Here is a 17,688-nt window from a genome sequence, read left to right on the forward strand (position 1 = left end):
CTCAATTTTTCGGTTTAGTAAATACCTGACCATCCCAGTGATCACCGATGGCGACGGTGTCGTCACAAGGTACGTACCCAGCGACCTGTCCCAAAACCACGTTCACCACGATGCCATTTTTAATTTCTGCGCTTTTCATGATTACCACCAATAAATTATTACAAGGCCGTCACCGCCTTTGCCTGTAATGGCACCGGCAGTGCCATCGACACCACCGCCGCCGCCGCCGGGGAAACCGCCGTCGGCAGCATTCGTACCGGGACTAGACGATCCTCTGCCTCCCCACCCCCCTCCACCTTGCAACGCATGCAGCATACCGTTCTGAGTTGGTATACTATTTGAACCGCCTTGGGCATATTGTCCAGAAATTCCACCACTCATCTGATAACTCCCACCGCCACCACACCCAAAAATGCTACCGCCACCGGAACTTGGAATGCCACCACCGCCACCACCCCACATAGCATTGCCAGCAGCGCCACTCCCTTGTGAATATCCATTTGCCCCACCAAAGTCACTAGAAGCATTGGACGACAGGGCGCCAGATAAACTGTGTGCACCATTATTAGGAAATCCACCCCAACCAGAAATGTAACCACTCCCACTGCCAGCAATTCCTCCTCCGCCAGCACCACTCCCTCCGGTACCACCACCGCCGCCACCATAAGCCTCGACAAGCAATCCCAACATGGCAGAACCGAAAGATGACTTCCCACCTGGATTACCAGGTGTAAGAGTGCCAGCAGATATAACAGCAACTCCACCAGCACCAACAACAATTGGTACACTCGTTCCTGTCTTAAGAGTAAGCGATGTGAAAAACTGGCGATGGCGTGCCCCACCACCTCCTCCGCAAGAGGCAGAATTAGAGCCAGCCGTGTATCCCCCTCCTCCACTCCCCCCCGCCCCAAACACATCCACAATAAAAAACTGCGCATCCTTAGGACAAACCCAATTACCAGAAGTCTTAAACACCTGAAATTGCACTTTCCCCGAAGGAGCGCCAGGAAATCCCGTAAACCCGGCCATAATCAATAGTCCCCCGAATGAACACGGACACGCCAGCCCGCAGCCACAGCTGTGCCTATCGCTGCATACAAAATATAACCAGAAGGTATCGCCCGATTAACCGGCACCACCACCTTCGTCTGCGCCGCATTCTCGGTCAATGTAATCGCCGGCAAACTGACTTCTTCCCACAGGATATTGTTTGATGCAGTCGTCGCGGTCGCTCCGTTATTCAAAAAGATGCGTAACACCGAGGCCACATTCGTTCCTACGGGTAGCGCCTCTACACTCTCGATAAAAGCGCCATTGACACCGGCAGGAGCCGATATCTGTGTCACTGTACCCGTGCCATCCTTGGCTGTATTGGCAGCGGTGATGACTGGCGGCATTGGTGAAGGGAATCTTGGTGTCAATGGAAAGATGGGTTTTTGATTTGCTGCCATGCAGCCTCCTTAAAAATTATTGTATAAATACAGGTCACTGCCTACCGAGCCAGCATCTCCCCAGAATGCAGTAGCGCCGTCACTCAAAATAGTCTGACCTGTCGTCGCAGGGCTCTGACCAGGCAGTACTGCAGCAAAGACCAGCCCGTCCGCATACAATTTGCTGACAGCATGACTGGCGGAAACTGGCGTGGCGACATTGAGCACGGCGCCAGTAAAATCATGCGCTCCGGCATAGTTGTCACCCGCCTTGTTTGCCTTGGCATTCATGCCTGGTCCGGTCAGTGCTCCACTCACATCAACAGAGCCTGACACGGTCTGGTTACCATTCAGATTCAGGTTACCCGTCATGGTCTGGTTGCCAGTGCGAAGCAACATCGCAGAGCCGGCAATGATGACAAAATTACTACCGTCATACATCAGCAACAAAGGCTGATTGGATGCGATGTCTCCCGCTGTCGGGTCCGCCCCCAGCAGGGTCTTGACCGGCTTTGCACCGAGGCCAGACACGTTCACAGTCAGTGCACCAGTATTGGTATTGACCGGCTTGTACAACAATAACAAGCCAGTTGTATAAGAAAGTAAGGTTGTGACAGGATTGAGGACATGTGCCGCCGCCGTGCCTGTTTCTGTCGCCGTGATAATGACCGCACCAGTAAAGCCGGAAAAACATTCCTTCAGCACTGTTTTCAACATACGGATATGATCATCTCCCTGCGATTTTGGATCTGACGCCGTCGGATTGCTCACCGTCAGGTCATTGATATAGTTTGCTGCTTCCAGTCCCATTATTTCGCCCTCACTTGCATGGTTGAACCTGAATACCAGTCGATGGAATTGATGGCATCCACGCTTTGCAGATACAGCTTTTCAAAAGTCGGAATGCGCGCATCGTTCATGATGAAAGGCTGTGCTGCACACAATGCCGCGTACAGATACACATTCGGAAAAGCCGCCAGCAGCCAGTTCGTTGTATTGATTGAAGACAAAGCCGGTATACGCTGCTGGTAAGTCAGTTCCAGCGCATAACTTGCGTCCGGCACCGGGGCCAGCTGTAATTGCGGGCCAATGACAGAAAATTTCACCGGCCTGCCACTAATGCTCCCCGTCCTGTCTGCCAGCAGTTGATCTGGTGATTCATAGCGCAGTGCAATAACAGGGTCCGCAGACAGGATCAGCCTGCGCATTTCCAGCATATCGACAGGCAGGCTGACATAAGCACTGCCCGCCGTCGTCACCAGACTGGTGCGTACATCCATGGGCCTGGCCGCAATATCAGACGACATCCTGGCTTCAGCCAAAGCAATAAAATCAGCAATGAATGGTGCCAGGTCCGTCCTGTGCAACCAGTTGGCGACAGCTGTCTGCAAGCTTGCATAATCGGTAATGGCGCTCATACCCTGCCTCCCCATACACGAAACGCCGACAGCGCCGGATCAACCAGCATGGCCTTCACATGCACTTCTTCGCTCATGAATTCCTGGAAACTGATGTTTTTATCATTGAGATATTTTTCAACAAGCACCATGGGAAAAGATGCGGCATGGCGCATCTCGCTTGTTCCATGCAAACCCTCCTTGTGCAAAGCCTGGGCATGCTCGGCAATCGCCGTGCAATCCTGCACGCGCTCAAACCTGATATCACCACCATCCACATGAACTCTGGTTGCGATACTCATTACATATTCTCCAGCGGGGACACCTGCACGACGCCCGCCGTTGCAACCTGTATCGCAGCAATCCTGTCATTCCCGTTCACGCTCAGGATCACTGCATCACCAGGCTGGACCTGCAAGTCAGTACCCACGGCAGTCGCCGATGATTTACCGAGGCGTACACAGGCAGGCGCAGTTGCCGCCACACGGATATAGCGCGGCAATTCGCCGCTGGACATACTGGGAATAGTTGCCGACGCCGACGTGCCCGACGTGGCAATGGCCACGCCCGTCGTCTGACTGGAGACGGTGATATAACCACCATTCATAAAACCTCCTGCGCTTCACAGCGTTGTAATCAAAAAAATGGCGGGGGCTTGCACCCGCCTGCTTTTTAACTCTGAACGAGTACGATGCTATGCAGACTTACAGCACATCATAAATCGCACCATGGGCCTTGGGCGCGCGGCATTCCAGCGTATACTCCACGACCAGCTCACGCTGCACGGCGTCACCCGTGGTTGCCAGCTCTATCGTCGTAAAGGGACGCAGATAGGCCAGTGCCAGCTTGTCAGCTTGCAGGACAAACACATCGCGTGAAGCCTGGAAGCGATTCGGCACCACTTTCAGCGAACCAAAATCGGACACATACACGTCAATTGCCGCATACAGTTTGGCATCTTCCGACTTGTCGAAACGTGTCGCATTGCCCGAGAAAGTTGAAAACGTCTGTTTCTGTGCCGGGCCTACCATGATGGTGTCAGGTTCGCCGCCAGCGCTATAGCATTTCTGCAAAACGTTCTTCAACTGCGCTTCCGTAAAAGCACGCGGTGTACCCAGAGTCCGGCCGGTATTGCCGGAATAAGATGCCAGCGTACCGGCATTATTGTCGACATTGTCCACCACCCAGCCAGGCAAACCACGGGATTGCCTTGGCGAAGTAGCCGTCACATCCAGCTGACACAATGCTGACTCCATATCGCGTTTCAGTTCCAGTGAAGCCATCGACAACTGATACGCCAGCTCATCCTTGCGGCCAGCCGGGTTCATCGCCTGCTGCGTGCCCGATACGATCACGGTTTTCGATGCAATCTGGGTGCGGTTACTCAGACGTGCTGTCGGTGTCACCGTTTTTGCAGATGCATTGTCACCCTCGGCCTGGGCATTGGTAGTCACTGCCGTCGCCAGATCCTGGGTCTGCCACTCATGCAGGGTATTGCTGGCTTTTGCCTTGGCCGCCATATTCATCAAAGGCGTCGTGGTTGGCGAAATACGGTAAATGATATCGCTTAGGTCTTCCTTATTACCAACCGCTGTCGCGGTCACATAGGTATTGCTTGGTGCTGCCATATTTGTTACTCCCTGGTCTTGCGACCTTAAATGAATTTTGCAAAAAGAGATGCAGCATCTTCGACCCTGCCGCTTCTGGCAAGGCGTTGCATGGCCGCGTTGCGACCGTCGCCTCCAGGTGATTCGCCCACACCTGGCCGCACAATTTTTTGCGGTATGCTGGCGACACGCTTGGCTGCTGCATTGGCTTTGGACATCATGGCGTCATACAGCATGGCTTTGCGGCCAAGCAAGACTGCCTTGTGGTCAGCAATGCTGTCCACCGTCTGATAATCAAAGCCCTGTTCCAATAAATATTGGCGAATGGCGCTGCTTTCGGCCTCAGCCTTTCTGTTGTCTTTCCAGTCCGGCAGCTTGGCAAGAAGTGCTTCTTGCTGCGTTTGGAGCACAGACTCCAGATAGTGCGCCTGTTCTGCCTGGGCAAGGTGCGCCAGGTACTGTTGTTGCTGAATGTTATCCTGATAGGCTGCTTGTCTTTTTTGATAAAGGTGCTGCTGTTTCAGGTATTCAGCAGGGTCATTTTCCAGAAGACGTTCCCAATCTATGTTTTTTTGCTGGACCAGTGCACCTTCGATTTGTACCGCCATCTTCTGCAGTTTCCCTGCATAATCCTGGCGCTCCTGCGATGCACGCTGGATTTCAGCTTCGGCAGCCTTGCGCTGCTCTGCCACCTCCATCGTCTTCCTGGTGTAGTCGGACTGTCGCAGTCCATTCTTGTAGGCATCAGCCAGTTCTGCTTTTGACAGATTGACTGTCTTGCCATCTACTTCTATGGTGACAGTCTCATCACCGCTTTCCTCCTGGCCATCCTCTAGTAATTTTTCAGGTTCAGCGTCACGCTTCCCCCTCATGTCCTCCAAAACTTCCCTCTCCAAATCCTGGGCGCTCTTTTCATGTGCTTGCGGCTCCAGAAAAGCGCCCAAGGCTTGTGCCGCGCCATCTACATTCAAGGTATTACCTGTGGGTTCAGTGACCTGATTATCCATTTAAAAACTCCAATCAATGAATGGGACTTTCACCCATTCCCAGCGCCTCACGGCGTTAAGATTCATCCAACAAAAAAACCACCTGAAAACAAGTGGTCACCAAGTGCGTTGGACCAGCACTAGATTTTTATAAACGTCCCGCTATTGAGCTGATATCCGACCTCGCCATTCACTACCCTGACCCAGCCCTTCGCTGTTTTTATCATGTCAACCGTTGCGGCAGGATGAAAAGCCATCGCCACAGAATCACGCCAGCCCTTGAAGGCTTGCACTGCCTTTACCAGCTCTTCAAACGATGCATCAGGCTTTGTCTGTGCTCCAGGTCCAGTTGCGCCAGCTTGCCAGTTTCCAGTGTCGTGTCCAGCTGGTTTTTGAACTTCTTCAACATGGCCAGATACATCCAGAGTTTTTCCCTGCCCTCGGCGTCGCGTGCCGGTGAGTTTTTCCATTTTTCCGTTATCTCGCTTTCTATGGCAGAAAATGCCTGTTGATATGCTTCATTTTCCAATACTTCCCTGGCCCTGCTGCCTTCAGAGATGCGCTGTTCAATGGTAGTCATCATGCGCTCCCTGTCGCGGCTTCGCCTGGATAAGCAGGCACCATCTCAGTGAGCAAAGCCCCTGATGGCACCGGTTGCTGGCGAGCAATCTTCGCCACCAGCAGTTTTGTTTCAGCTTCCAGTTGTGCTTTCCAGCGGTCAAACTCCATGCGTTGTTGCGCCAGTTGCGCATCAAGCTGCGCCTTGTGCTGACGTTCCTGCATATCATTCTGTGCCTGTGCCTGCTGCTTTTGTGTTTCCAGTTGCAGTTCACGCTCACGCAACATGGCTTCCTGCTGCAATTCGCGTTCACGCATCTGCATGTCCATCATATGTTTTTCCTTGCTTGCCTCTATCTGCATCTGCGTCTTCTGCTGTTCTGCCTGCATCTGCATTTGCATGGGGTCCGGCGCTTGTGGCGGTGGCGCAGCTTTCGACGGGTCACTGAAGAACTTGTCCGCACTCTTGAAGCCCAGCAAACGCGCCAGCTCCGAACTCGCCTGATAAATTCCCTGAGGATTGGTCAAACCCAGGGGATAGACTTTTTCCTGCTGCGCCAGCAAAGCCATCAGATGATTGACCTTCTGGTCCTTGTTACCCAGGCCTATGCCGACATTGATACTGACATCAAACTGGTTATGCCATTCACGCGGATCAATATCTGTCCAGCCATTTGACAGTTTCACCTGGGCTTTTTTGTCCTGATGCTGGCATATCAGCTTCAGCACCAGCTTGAACAAGGCAGTAAAACCCTCGGCAAAATTGCGTGAGATCAGGTCCAGGCGCATGTCCGCCTTGTTGGTGATGATATTCATGCCCTGTGCCGTCTGGTTCAGTCCGTCACCGTCATTACCCTGGCTATAGCGTGTCCAGCCCGTCCTGTTTTCCAGGTCCTGCTGTATATAATCCAGCAAACCCATGGCCTCACCGCTATTACCCTGCGCCTGGTCCAGCCGTCCCACGGCACCGGGTTGTTTGATGCGCACCACACCACCAGGGCGAGAAGTCAGCAGATCATCAAGATTGACCTGGCCTTCCACCGCAAAATAGCGACCATTCACATTCAGGTACAGGTTATCAAGCTGGCTGCGCAAAATGCTGGTCTTGGTCTTCTGGCTCTCCATCGCCAGATCAGCAATCGACAAACCAAAGAAAGTATGCGGCAAAGGCACAGGGGTGATATCAACAAAGGGGATAAAATCCACCTCTTCATTATCAAGCAATTCATTACCCGCCACCGTCACCTTGCGCAATTCGCTGATGCCGTCGCCGTCGAAGTCACAGCGTACATAGGCTTCCGTAATCCATATCTTGCGCTGGCTTTCATCTGCATTCGTGATCTCGTCTGACAGATAAGCGTTTTCATCATTCCAGCTCAGCCGTTGTATGCGCTCCAGATTCAGCGCCTGGCCCTGATCTTCTCCACTGATATTGTCGACATTCTTGTACCCCATGGATTTCAATTCAGACACCGTGCGCTGCACACGGTGGCCGACAAACCTGGCTGTCTGTATATCCCTGGCATTGCGGGCGATCAAAAACTCTTCCGGCGGTACATTATCGATCTGTATCTTGCCGCCAGTCTTTACCCGCTTGCAAGTAATGTCATACAGCATCTGCGGCGGCTGCGCCTGTATCTGCTGCAATTGTCCCTGCAACTGCTGCACCGCCTGTGTCGCCTGCTGATCCCCTTGTTGTGCTGCAGGGGATGCCTGCTGCAATTGCAGATTCAACTGTTCTACAGCTTGCTGACGCTGTTTGGCATCTTCTTCGTCAGGGTAAGCCTGCTGGGCAATCACCTCAATTTCAGGATCGTCCAGAATCTGCGCCAGTTCAACCTGGCTCAGCCCCTTGTATTCTTCCTTCATCTCTTCAAAACGCGTATCCCACCAGACCTTGACAATGCCATTTTTCTGCAGCAAGGCATCCTTCATCCAGACATAGGCAATCTTGTGACCATTGTTCTTTTTAAAGAACAGGTAATTGACATATTCCGTCGCCGCGCTGGCTTTGGTTTCATCATCGGGATTCTGCGCCTCAAATTCAACAATGGAATCACCGCCGCAAAATGTCAGCATCAACTGCGGCAGCATCGACTCTATCGTGTCGCGCACATCCGTAGAGACAACCGATGAACGCCCCTCCACCTCGGGTGGCGCCAGGTCACCGACAGCCATGCCCAGGTAATAGTATTCTGCTTTCTGACGCGCCTGCGACAAACGCGAAGATGAATAACCAAGGCTCTGCCGCATCTCGGTCAGCACCAGGGCTTTCAATTCTTCTTCTGATAATCCTTTAGCCATTCCATCCTCTATGCATAAGTAAATTTCGGGTAATTCAATTTCCCACCCCACTCTTCGTTCGACATCTGCTCTGCATTGATGCAGATATAACGCAAATTGTCTGCACCATGGCTGAACTCATCGTGCAAAGGTGCGCCCGCTTCATTGGTACTTTGATTGATGCTGCGGCGATAGCGCTTGGCGCATTCAATCAGCCTGGCAGTCCTGTCCTTATCAAACCACAGACGGTTAAACGTCATGCGTGTCAGACGTATGCCGTCTTCCACACTCATGCCCGGCGTAATCGCCACATCCCAGCCAAGTGCAGTCATGATTTCTTCGGCACTCTTGCCCGTTTTAAAATCCTTGTTGCGGCCATCATGCGGCAAGAACAACTTTCCCCAGTTCATATTCTTTTGCTTCAACAGGGCAGAATAATGGTCCAGCGTCTTGTGGCTGTCTTCCATATATTCAATGACGCGTAATTCCGAACTCTGTCTTTGCACCAGGCTGATCGCCATCGCATCATTCCAGCCCAAATCCACCACCACATGCACCTTCAGCAAAGGATCATAAGGAACATGGCAGATACGGCTGTCCGCCGTCGCCACTTCGTGATAATAGATAGCACCGCTGACTGCCGGTTTGCACTGACCATCCCAGATATTCTTGTAGGCTTCCGGCTCGCGTTGCAGGCAGGTTTGCCTCTCCCTTTCCAGCACTTCAGGGAACCAGGGGTTATCACGCCAGTTCATCAAAACAGATACACAGTCATGCGGCGGCCGCATCACAAAACGCTGATGGGTGGGGTCCGTTTCCAGCTCAGGGTTATACGTTACCCAGATTTCTGAACCCGCCGTGCGTATCGTCGGTATCAAGATACTCCATGACCTGTCCGACACACTCTGCCCCTCTTCCACCCACACCTTGGTGCAGCCTTCAAAAGACTTGATACTGTCGGCAGTCTGGTCCGACAAACCACTGAAGTAAAAACGCGTACCATTCCTGCCGCGTATCTCGGATTCATAAATTTGATAGAATTCACTCAAGCCCAGGGCAGCAATCTGGTCACGCAAAAGCTGATGCACGGATTGCTTGATCGATTTCTGCAACTCGCGAGCACACAAAATTCTTTCCACATTCTGCACACCAAGCAGCAACAATGCGCGGGCAAACCCCCATGACTTACCGCTGCCACGGCCACCACGCGCCACCTTGTAACGCGCTGGCTGGAATAAAAATTCCAGCTTCTCCGGAAACTCACACTCAATCTGCATTCGGTTTGACCAGTTTGATGGCGATATCACTGATCAAGTGTTCGCCGTTATCTCCCGCACCATTGACCTGTAAAGGGAGGATTTTCAGATACAACACCGTCCAGAATGCCTTTTCATTGGTCGGGTCCTCGCGCGCCCATTGCGCCAGACGTGATGCACCACCAAGCTCTTCGCCGGCTCTGGCAATCGCATCCCTGACTGTCAGCGCCGATTGACTGAGGGTTTGACCGGACACCTTCTTCGGGCGGCCCCGTGGTTTGGCGGCAGATTTGCTTGCGGGTTTGACCGCCGTGACTGTCGCCTGATTATCACGATCACTCATTTGACTTCAGGATGCCTTGCAGCTTGTCCTGCTCCATGAAATAAAACCATCATCCAAAACATACAGATGCGCCTGGTCTGGCGATGCATCATCGTTGATGCATGTCGTAGCTGAATGACCAGGATAAAAAGATTTACCTGTCTGCTGCATCGCGATCTTGGTCGCCAACTCGGACGTTATAGGTGAATCGCTTGCGACCACAAACAGGTAAAAACGGTAGCGTCAGCAAGTTGCCGGGCGCAGTATCTTGAATTCCTGCATCTTCACGATGCTCCATCCTTTGAAGCATGCAGAAAGCAAAAAGCCCCGCCATTTTGCAATGGCGGGGCAACATGTATTATCTGAAATTCGTACAGGCGTGGCAGCCCGTAAGTAAAAGTATACGCTGCCCACACAGACAGCACAAATTTTTATTACTCGTAACAACGCATGCCTGCTAGTGCAAAATAAAAAGGTTTACCTGTCTGCTGCATCGCGATCTTGGTCGTCAACTCGGACGTTATAGGTGAATCGCTTGCGACCACAAACAGGTAAAAGCAGTAGCGCCGGCAAGCTGCCAGACGTCATATCTTGAGTTCTTGCATCTTCATGATGTTCCATTCAATGAAGCATGCATAAAACAAAAAGCCCCGCCATTCTGTCATGGCGAGGCTTTATCTATTCTTTATCTATTCCTTGAAATTCGTCTTGGAATTCGTACAGACGTAGCAGTCCGTGAGTAGAACTATACGCTGATCGAATACGCCAGACAAATTTTTATTACGCTCAAAAATCACCCTGAAAAGCCGGGTTAAAAAAACCAAAAGCCCTGCTTTTTGCAAAGCAGGGCCCGTGGTTTATCTGATTTTTAACAGGGCGCAACTCTCCCTGAACAACACTATACACTGATTATTTAATCAGTACAATTTTTTATTGAAAATAATTTCCACAGTCGAAATGAGGAGCATATTTTTGCTGTTTGCATATCATTCCATTGCCACTCGCCTGCTGATCAGCCAAAACAGTAACTGCAATCCCTCATCAGTAGTACAGAGCTGGCTTGCAAAGCGATCTGCAACCTCCGCCCGGAACATTAGCCCCCTGGCCATACCGGCAAAATAAATATATTCATCCTTGCAAATGAAAATGATTCTCATTTATAATAAACTTCATTAATCAAGTAGTTCAATACATCACATGAATTGCGCTTGAGCAAACGGATTTACCATCCACACCAGCCAGTCGCCGCTAGCCCGTGTCCAATTTTTATTAGGAAACACTATGCTATGCAAGACGCAAATCGCGCTGGCGCTGGGTATGGCGTGGGGCATGGGCTCCAGTGCCGCGCAAGCACAACTGGCACAACAGCCACAACAAGCGCCGGTACCCGCCAACGCAGCGACGCAACTGAAAGAAATCACAGTCACATCCACCCGTACAGAACGTTCTGTCGACGCGGTCCCCAACACCGTCACCGTGATCCCTGCCGCAAGAATCGAGCAAGAAGGCGGGCGTGACATCAAGGACCTGTTCCGCAATGAACTCGATGTCAGCGTGCGTGCTGCCCCTGCCCGCTTCACGGCAGCAGGTGCTGCAACCGGGCGCGCCGGCAATGAAGGCGTCAATATCCGCGGCCTGGAAGGTAACCAGGTATTGATGATGGTGGATGGCACACGCCTGCCCGCCAGTTTCTCTTTCGGCGCATTTGCTACCGGCCGTGGTGATTTTTTAGAGCTTGACGGCATCACGGCCGTTGAAGTCTTGCGCGGCCCGACATCGACGCAATTTGGCAGTGATGGTCTGGCCGGTGCGGTCAGCTTCCGCACGCTTGATCCTTCCGACATACTGAAAAAAGGCCAGGCATTTGGCGGCTTTGCCCGCGCCGGTTATGGCAGCATAGACCGTTCCTGGCGCAATACCCTGGCAATTGCCGGTGACAGTGGCGACTGGCAAGGCCTGCTGCTGGCCAGTTATCGCCGTGGTCATGAAACAGAAAACAAAGCTGACAATAACGCCCTCAATGTCAGCCGCACCAAACCCAATCCGGTCGACTACAACAGCCAGTATGTGTTGGGCAAGGCCTTCTTCAAACTCAGCAGTACACAGCAACTGGGCGCCAGCCTTGAAGCACAGAAGCGCAGACAGGATACTGAAGTCTATTCGGCACGCGCCCTGCCGCCGCTGACATCGACCAGCACCATTGACCTCGACACCAGGGACAATATAGAACGCAATAAACTGACACTGGAACATCGCTATAAAAACCTGAATGCAGACTTACTGCAAAAGGCCGAAACCCGCCTGTACTGGCAAGACGCCAAGGTCAGCCAGTATTCTGCCGAAGACAGGAATACTGCCGCCGACCGCACCCGTGACAACCGCTACCAGACCAAGGTGCTGGGCCTGTCCAGCCTGATGGAAAGTAACTTCAGCGGCGCCGTTGAACAGCGTCTCAGCTATGGCTTTGACTGGAGCCGCTCAGACACATCAGGCGTACGCGATGGCACGGTTGCCCCGTTTGGCGAAAGCTTCCCGGCCAAACCCTTCCCTGATACCACCTATACCGTCACCGGCGCTTTCCTCCAGGATGAAATTGAAAACGGTACACTGACCATCATCCCGGGTTTGCGCTTTGATCACTACAAGCTCTCACCGTCATCAGCCGGGTACAGTGGTGGTGCAGTGACTGCCTTGTCCGACCAGGCAGTCACACCGCGCCTGGGCCTGGTATGGCAACTCAACCCGCTGTTCGCGCCATATGCGCAGATCGCCAAGGGCTTCCGCGCACCAACCCCCGACCAGGTCAACAACGGTTTCACCAACCTGGCATCAGGTTATACCAGCATAGGTAATGCCAATCTCAAGGCCGAACGCGCTGACAGTATCGAGCTGGGTTTCCGTGGCAAACTCAATGGTCTGCGCTATTCTTTCGCCACATTCAACAACAGCTACAAAGACTTCATCAGCCAGCAAGTCGTGCGTGGTTCAGGTTCGGCTGCAGACCCGCTGGTCTTCCAGTACATCAACCTGGCCAAAGCAGAAATACGCGGCGCGGAAGCCCGTGCAGAATGGCAGATCGACAGCAACTGGCAAGTCAATACCGGCATCGCCTACACCAAGGGGGACAGCGAAACCGCCGGTATCAAGACCCCGCTCGACACCATCAACCCAATCAAGTTTGTCGCTGGCCTGCGTTACGACACTGCTGCCTGGGGCGCACGCGCCCAGCTCCAGCACCAGCAGGCCAAGTCTGCTGACAGAATCGCCCCGGCGGCGGTGCCACAGTTTGCGCCGGGCTCCTACAACGTCGTTGATCTTGGCGTGTACTGGAAGCCACTGCCCAAGCTCAGCATCAACGTCAACCTCAACAACGTGTTTGACCGCAAATACTGGCAATGGACCGATGTACGCGGTCTGGCTGACAACAGCACCATCAAGGATGCCTATACCGCCCCTGGCCGCAATGCCCAGGTTTCAGTCCGTTACGACTTTTAAGGAGTAAATCATGTCCGATCACTACCAGCCAATACGTGAACAATTTTCCGCCCTGCGCCGCGAGAAAAAAGCCAGGCACCGTGATATTGCCCAGACTCTCGCCATCAGCGAAGGCGAACTGATCGCCGCCCACGCAGGTACACCAGCGGCTGCTGCGGCGACAGTAAGCCCGGCAGCAACGGAACAGCTGCTGCACGCCACCCGCCTGCGTGCCGAATGGCCAGACATCATCGCCGCCATCGAAGAGCTTGGTGAAGTCATGGCGCTGACCCGCAACGAGTCCTGCGTTCATGAAAAAACCGGTGTCTATCGCAAGGTCAGCCACAATAACCACGTAGGCCTGGTCCTCGGTGGCGAAATTGACCTGCGCATTTTCTACCAGCAATGGGCGCATGGTTTTGCCGTCAGTGAACAGGCCAGCAACGACCAGCAAAACAGCCTGCAGTTCTATGACGCCAGCGGCACCGCCATCCACAAGATATTCATGAAGCCGCAAAGTAATCTGGCAGCCTATCAGGCCCTGGTCGCCCGCTTTGCCGCAGCAGAGCAGGCCACAGGCATACAACCCCTGGCAGCGCCAGCAAAAGTGCCGGAACTGGCCGACAAAGACATCGACGTGACCGGCTTCCGTCAGGCCTGGGCATCGCTGCGCGACACCCATGAATTCTTTGGTCTGATGAGAAAATTCGCTGTCAGCCGTACCCAGGCACTGCGCCTGGCCGAAACCCAGTTCGTCCAGCAGGTTGATGTCAGCAGCTGCCAGGACCTGTTGCAGGCAGCCGCCAGCGAAAACGTCCCTATCATGGTATTTACCGGCAATACTGGCATGATACAAATCCATTCCGGCCCGGTCAGCAAAATTGCCAAGATGGGGCCATGGATCAACGTCCTTGACCCAGGCTTCAACCTGCACCTGCGTGAAGACCATATCGCCAGCGCCTGGGTCGTCAAGAAACCGACCATAGACGGCCTGGTCACTTCACTCGAACTGTTTGATGCTGAAGGTGAAACCATCGCCATGTTCTTTGGCGAACGCAAGCCGGGCAAGCCCGAACTATGCGAATGGCGCGCCCTGATCGACAACCTCCTGTCCGAAAGCCTGACATGCGCCGCCTGATCACGACCAAGCTCTCGCGCCGTCAGGCGCTATGGCAAATCGCCGGACTGACAGGCGCCGGCCTGCTGTCTGCGGGCACGACTGCGTTTGCCGCACAAGTCGCCGGCAAACCCGCCATCCGCCGCATCATCAGCGTGGGCGGGGCAATTACTGAAATCATCTATGCCCTGAATGCCGGTACTGACCTGGTGGCGGTCGACACCACCTCCAACTACCCGGAGAGCACACAAAAACTGCCTAACGTGGGCTATGCCCGCGCCCTGTCGGCAGAAGGCGTGCTGACGCTGGCACCCACCCAGATCATCGCCAGTGAAGACGCCGGGCCACCCGCCGTCATCAAACAGCTGACGGCGTCCGGCATACCTGTTGCCGTGCTGGCGGCGCATCACCGCTTTGAAGGTGTGCTCGACCGTGTCAAACAGATCGGTGAGCTGACCGGCCGCGAAACCCAGGCCACCGCCTTGATGCGCAAACTGCAGCAAGAATGGACACAGGTTCGCAGCAACATAGAGCAGCGTGAAGCGCAAAGCAAGACCAAAGCGCCCAAAATCGCTTTCATCCTCGCCCACGCCCCCAACCAGGTCATGGTCGCCGGACGCGAAACCGCCGCCCATGCCGTGCTTGAATACGCCGGTGCAAGCAATGCCATTACGGCTGCCAACGGTTTCAATGGCTACAAGCCACTGACGCCCGAAGCCATGATCGCCGCCCAGCCCGACATCATCCTGGTCACTGACCAGGGGCTGAAGGCCTCTGGCGGTATCGACGCCGTGCTGAAGTTGCCTGGTGTGGAACAGACACCGGCAGGCCGCAACCGTCGTGTCATTTCACTTGAAGCCATGCTCTTGCTCGGCTTTGGACCGCGCCTGCCCAACGCCATCGCCATGCTCGATGCGGCCATCACCAAGACTCTGCGCACATGAACAGAGCAGCCGTCATGCCATCCCCCGGCAGGGTCACCGTCCGCCCCGGCCTGGCAAGCGTATTAGGCCTGCTGCTGGCTCTGTCCCTGCTGCTGACCGTGCAATACGGTGCGGTACGTGTCAACCTGCAAGACTGGTTACAGGTATTCAATCTGGTCGAAGGGCAAAACCTCAGTGGCGGTGGCTACGTCCTGTGGCAGTTGCGCCTGCCGCGCGCCCTGTTTGCCGTCGCCATCGGTGCGGCCCTGGGCCTGTCCGGCGCACTGACGCAGGGTCTGTTCCGCAATCCCCTGGCCGACCCCAACCTGCTCGGCATCACCGCCGGCGCAGCTGCCGCCGCAGCACTGACTATTGTGGTGTTTTCCGGTCTGCACCTGCCCATACCGGCAAGCTGGCGCATGTGGCTCTTGCCAGTCGCAGCCTTTGCCGGTTCGCTGGCCGTGTGCTTTACACTGGACAGCATCGCCCGCTGGCTGTCACCTGGTTCCATCGTCGGCCTGCTGCTGACCGGCATCGCCCTCAATGCCCTTGCTGCCTCGATACTGGGCCTGTGCACCTACCTGGCCACAGACGATCAGTTGCGCAACCTCAGTTTCTGGACCCTGGGTTCAGTTTCTGCCGGCAGCTGGCTGTCGACGGGTTTGCTGATATTGCTACTACTGCCCGTGTGCTGGCTGGTCAGGAGCATGATGCGCGCCATGAATGCGCTGGCGCTCGGCGAATCAGCTGCCGCCCATGTCGGTATTGATGTACGCAGCCTGCGCAGCAAAGTCATCTTGCTGGTGGCCATACTGACCGGTTTTGCCGTCGCCTGGTGCGGCATCATCGCCTTTATCAGCCTGATCGCCCCGCACATGGTGCGCACCCTGGGCGGACCAGATCAAAGACAGGTGATACCCCGCTCCATGCTCATGGGCGGCCTGCTGTTGCTGCTGGCCGACACCGTGGCGCGCACCGTGGCAATACCGGCAGAAGTCCCAGTCGGTATCTTTACCACCCTGCTTGGTGCGCCTTTCTTCCTGATCCTGTTGCGCAACGCGCGCGGTCGCCTGGCCTGAAGATCATGCTAATGAAAACCTTAATCAAGCAAGACCTGCTGGAAACCAGGGAACTCGCCACCCGCCTGGGCAGGCAAAGCTTTGGGCCGTTCAACATCCATATCGCCCCCGCAGAAAAAGTGGCGATACTAGGCCCCAGCGGCGCTGGCAAGTCCACCCTGCTCAAGCTGATGTCGCGCGAACTTGCCGCCAGCGGCGGCAGTATCTCTTTTCTCTCTCGCCCCCTGGCCAGCTGGTCACTGGCCGAGTTAAGCCACTTGCGTGCGGTCCTGCCACAATCGACCGATGTCGCCTTTGGACTGGAAACCGATCTCGTCATCAGCCTGGGCCGCGTCAGTCGCCCTCATGACCGTGACCTCACGGCCATCGTACACGAAGCCGCCAGCATGGCCCATGCAGCCCACCTGCTCAACCGGCGCTTCGACAGCCTGTCCGGTGGTGAACAGGCCAGGGTACAACTGGCGCGCGTATTTGCCCAGTTATGGGACAAGCAAAATGGCCTGATCCTGGTCGACGAACCCCTGGCCGCACTCGACCCCGGCCTGCAATTTGACCTGCTCGACAGCCTTGACGCCTATGCATCGCAACGCCAGCATGCCATCGTCGCCATCCTGCACGACATCAACCAGGCCATGCAGGCATTTGACCGACTGCTGCTGGTCAAAAATGGTCAGCTGGTGGGTGATCTGCCCAGCAACAGCGCCGCCGTCCCGGCGCTCGAAAGCCTGTACGACATCGCACTGAGCTGTGTCCACAACACCGAAGGTGAATTGCTGATCACCCCCTTGCGTGCGTCATCACGCAACAGAAAACGCGCCTGACAAATCAGGATCAAACAAAGCAACATCACCGATATCGAGTCAACCAAAGAAAAGGAAACATCATGCAAAGACCTAGCCTGGTAGAAATCAAAGCCTTTGTCCCCAGCAAAGATTTTGCGACATCCCTGTCCTTTTACCAGGACCTGGGCTTTGAAGTCTGCTCCAACGAAGGCGGCATCGCCTACCTGGCCTATGGCAATTACAGCTTCCTGCTGCAGGATTTCTATGTGGCAGACCTTGCCAACAACTTCATGATGCATATACTGGTCGAAGACGCCGATGCCTGGTACGCACAGATCGAACGCAGTGGCATACCCGAAAAATATAACGCACGCCTGACCGCCATCAAGCAACAGGCCTACCGCATGCGCGACTTCACCCTGACTGACCCCAGTGGCGTCCTGTGGGTGATAGGCCAGAACACGCAATAAATCA

The 17,688-nt window shown here is 54.4% G+C and carries 19 protein-coding genes; 6 read left to right on the forward strand and 13 right to left on the reverse strand.

Going from position 1 to position 17,688, the window contains the following annotated elements; translation table 11 throughout:
• Position 1: 1 nt before the first annotated feature.
• The 13 genes from LZ463_RS26365 to LZ463_RS26425 all read right to left on the reverse strand — a co-directional run bounded on the left by LZ463_RS26365 (position 2) and on the right by LZ463_RS26425 (position 9,860).
• Positions 2–139, reverse strand: coding sequence for a hypothetical protein (locus tag LZ463_RS26365; RefSeq protein ID WP_241459302.1), 138 nt, complete (start codon positions 137–139; stop codon positions 2–4).
• A 2-nt stretch (positions 140–141) separates the two neighbouring features.
• Positions 142–1,029, reverse strand: a complete 888-nt coding sequence (locus LZ463_RS29245) for a glycine-rich domain-containing protein (protein ID WP_347176298.1) — start codon at positions 1,027–1,029, stop codon at positions 142–144.
• Positions 1,030–1,031: 2 nt separating this feature from the next.
• On the reverse strand, positions 1,032–1,451 hold the full coding sequence (locus LZ463_RS26375; protein ID WP_241459304.1) for a hypothetical protein: 420 nt from the start codon (positions 1,449–1,451) through the stop codon (positions 1,032–1,034).
• Between the two features lie 9 nt (positions 1,452–1,460).
• Positions 1,461–2,240, reverse strand: coding sequence for a hypothetical protein (locus LZ463_RS26380; protein WP_241459305.1), 780 nt, complete (start codon positions 2,238–2,240; stop codon positions 1,461–1,463).
• Positions 2,240–2,848, reverse strand: coding sequence for a phage adaptor protein (locus LZ463_RS26385; protein WP_241459306.1), 609 nt, complete (start codon positions 2,846–2,848; stop codon positions 2,240–2,242). The genes LZ463_RS26380 and LZ463_RS26385 overlap by 1 nt, the downstream gene beginning before the upstream one ends.
• Positions 2,845–3,129, reverse strand: a complete 285-nt coding sequence (locus tag LZ463_RS26390; protein ID WP_241459307.1) for a hypothetical protein — start codon at positions 3,127–3,129, stop codon at positions 2,845–2,847. The genes LZ463_RS26385 and LZ463_RS26390 overlap by 4 nt, the downstream gene beginning before the upstream one ends.
• Positions 3,129–3,434, reverse strand: a complete 306-nt coding sequence (locus LZ463_RS26395; protein ID WP_241459308.1) for a hypothetical protein — start codon at positions 3,432–3,434, stop codon at positions 3,129–3,131. Before LZ463_RS26395 ends, LZ463_RS26390 begins: the two co-directional genes overlap by 1 nt.
• A 97-nt stretch (positions 3,435–3,531) precedes the next feature.
• On the reverse strand, positions 3,532–4,455 hold the full coding sequence (locus tag LZ463_RS26400; protein WP_241459309.1) for a DUF5309 domain-containing protein: 924 nt from the start codon (positions 4,453–4,455) through the stop codon (positions 3,532–3,534).
• A gap of 26 nt (positions 4,456–4,481) precedes the next feature.
• Positions 4,482–5,441, reverse strand: coding sequence for a hypothetical protein (locus tag LZ463_RS26405; RefSeq protein ID WP_241459310.1), 960 nt, complete (start codon positions 5,439–5,441; stop codon positions 4,482–4,484).
• Between the two features lie 277 nt (positions 5,442–5,718).
• Positions 5,719–6,003 carry a hypothetical protein gene (locus LZ463_RS26410; protein ID WP_241459311.1) on the reverse strand — a complete coding sequence of 95 codons (285 nt, stop codon included), beginning with the start codon at positions 6,001–6,003 and terminating at the stop codon, positions 5,719–5,721.
• Complete coding sequence (locus LZ463_RS26415; RefSeq protein WP_241459312.1) at positions 6,000–8,282, reverse strand: DUF4670 domain-containing protein; 2,283 nt, start codon at positions 8,280–8,282, stop codon at positions 6,000–6,002. The genes LZ463_RS26410 and LZ463_RS26415 overlap by 4 nt, the downstream gene beginning before the upstream one ends.
• Before the next feature lie 8 nt (positions 8,283–8,290).
• The gene (locus LZ463_RS26420) at positions 8,291–9,538 is read right to left on the reverse strand and encodes a PBSX family phage terminase large subunit (RefSeq protein ID WP_241459313.1); all 1,248 of its coding nucleotides are present in this window, start codon (positions 9,536–9,538) and stop codon (positions 8,291–8,293) included.
• The gene (locus LZ463_RS26425; protein WP_241459314.1) at positions 9,528–9,860 is read right to left on the reverse strand and encodes a hypothetical protein; all 333 of its coding nucleotides are present in this window, start codon (positions 9,858–9,860) and stop codon (positions 9,528–9,530) included. The genes LZ463_RS26420 and LZ463_RS26425 overlap by 11 nt, the downstream gene beginning before the upstream one ends.
• 1,260 nt (positions 9,861–11,120) lie before the next feature.
• Here LZ463_RS26425 and LZ463_RS26430 point away from each other — a divergent pair.
• The 6 genes from LZ463_RS26430 to LZ463_RS26455 all read left to right on the forward strand — a co-directional run bounded on the left by LZ463_RS26430 (position 11,121) and on the right by LZ463_RS26455 (position 17,684).
• A complete protein-coding gene (locus LZ463_RS26430; protein ID WP_241459315.1) occupies positions 11,121–13,334 on the forward strand; it encodes a TonB-dependent hemoglobin/transferrin/lactoferrin family receptor in 2,214 nt (737 codons plus the stop codon).
• A gap of 10 nt (positions 13,335–13,344) precedes the next feature.
• Complete coding sequence (locus LZ463_RS26435; protein WP_241459316.1) at positions 13,345–14,451, forward strand: hemin-degrading factor; 1,107 nt, start codon at positions 13,345–13,347, stop codon at positions 14,449–14,451.
• Positions 14,439–15,374, forward strand: coding sequence for a heme/hemin ABC transporter substrate-binding protein (locus tag LZ463_RS26440; protein ID WP_241459317.1), 936 nt, complete (start codon positions 14,439–14,441; stop codon positions 15,372–15,374). Before LZ463_RS26435 ends, LZ463_RS26440 begins: the two co-directional genes overlap by 13 nt.
• Complete coding sequence (locus LZ463_RS26445; RefSeq protein WP_241459318.1) at positions 15,371–16,432, forward strand: FecCD family ABC transporter permease; 1,062 nt, start codon at positions 15,371–15,373, stop codon at positions 16,430–16,432. The genes LZ463_RS26440 and LZ463_RS26445 overlap by 4 nt, the downstream gene beginning before the upstream one ends.
• Before the next feature lie 11 nt (positions 16,433–16,443).
• The gene (locus LZ463_RS26450) at positions 16,444–17,253 is read left to right on the forward strand and encodes an ATP-binding cassette domain-containing protein (protein WP_241459319.1); all 810 of its coding nucleotides are present in this window, start codon (positions 16,444–16,446) and stop codon (positions 17,251–17,253) included.
• Positions 17,254–17,315: 62 nt separating this feature from the next.
• Positions 17,316–17,684: a VOC family protein gene (locus tag LZ463_RS26455; protein WP_241459320.1), complete on the forward strand. Its 369-nt coding sequence runs from the start codon at positions 17,316–17,318 to the stop codon at positions 17,682–17,684.
• Positions 17,685–17,688: the final 4 nt, after the last annotated feature.

It is taken from the genome of Undibacterium paludis (assembly GCF_022568815.1).
Classification (GTDB): domain Bacteria; phylum Pseudomonadota; class Gammaproteobacteria; order Burkholderiales; family Burkholderiaceae_D; genus Undibacterium.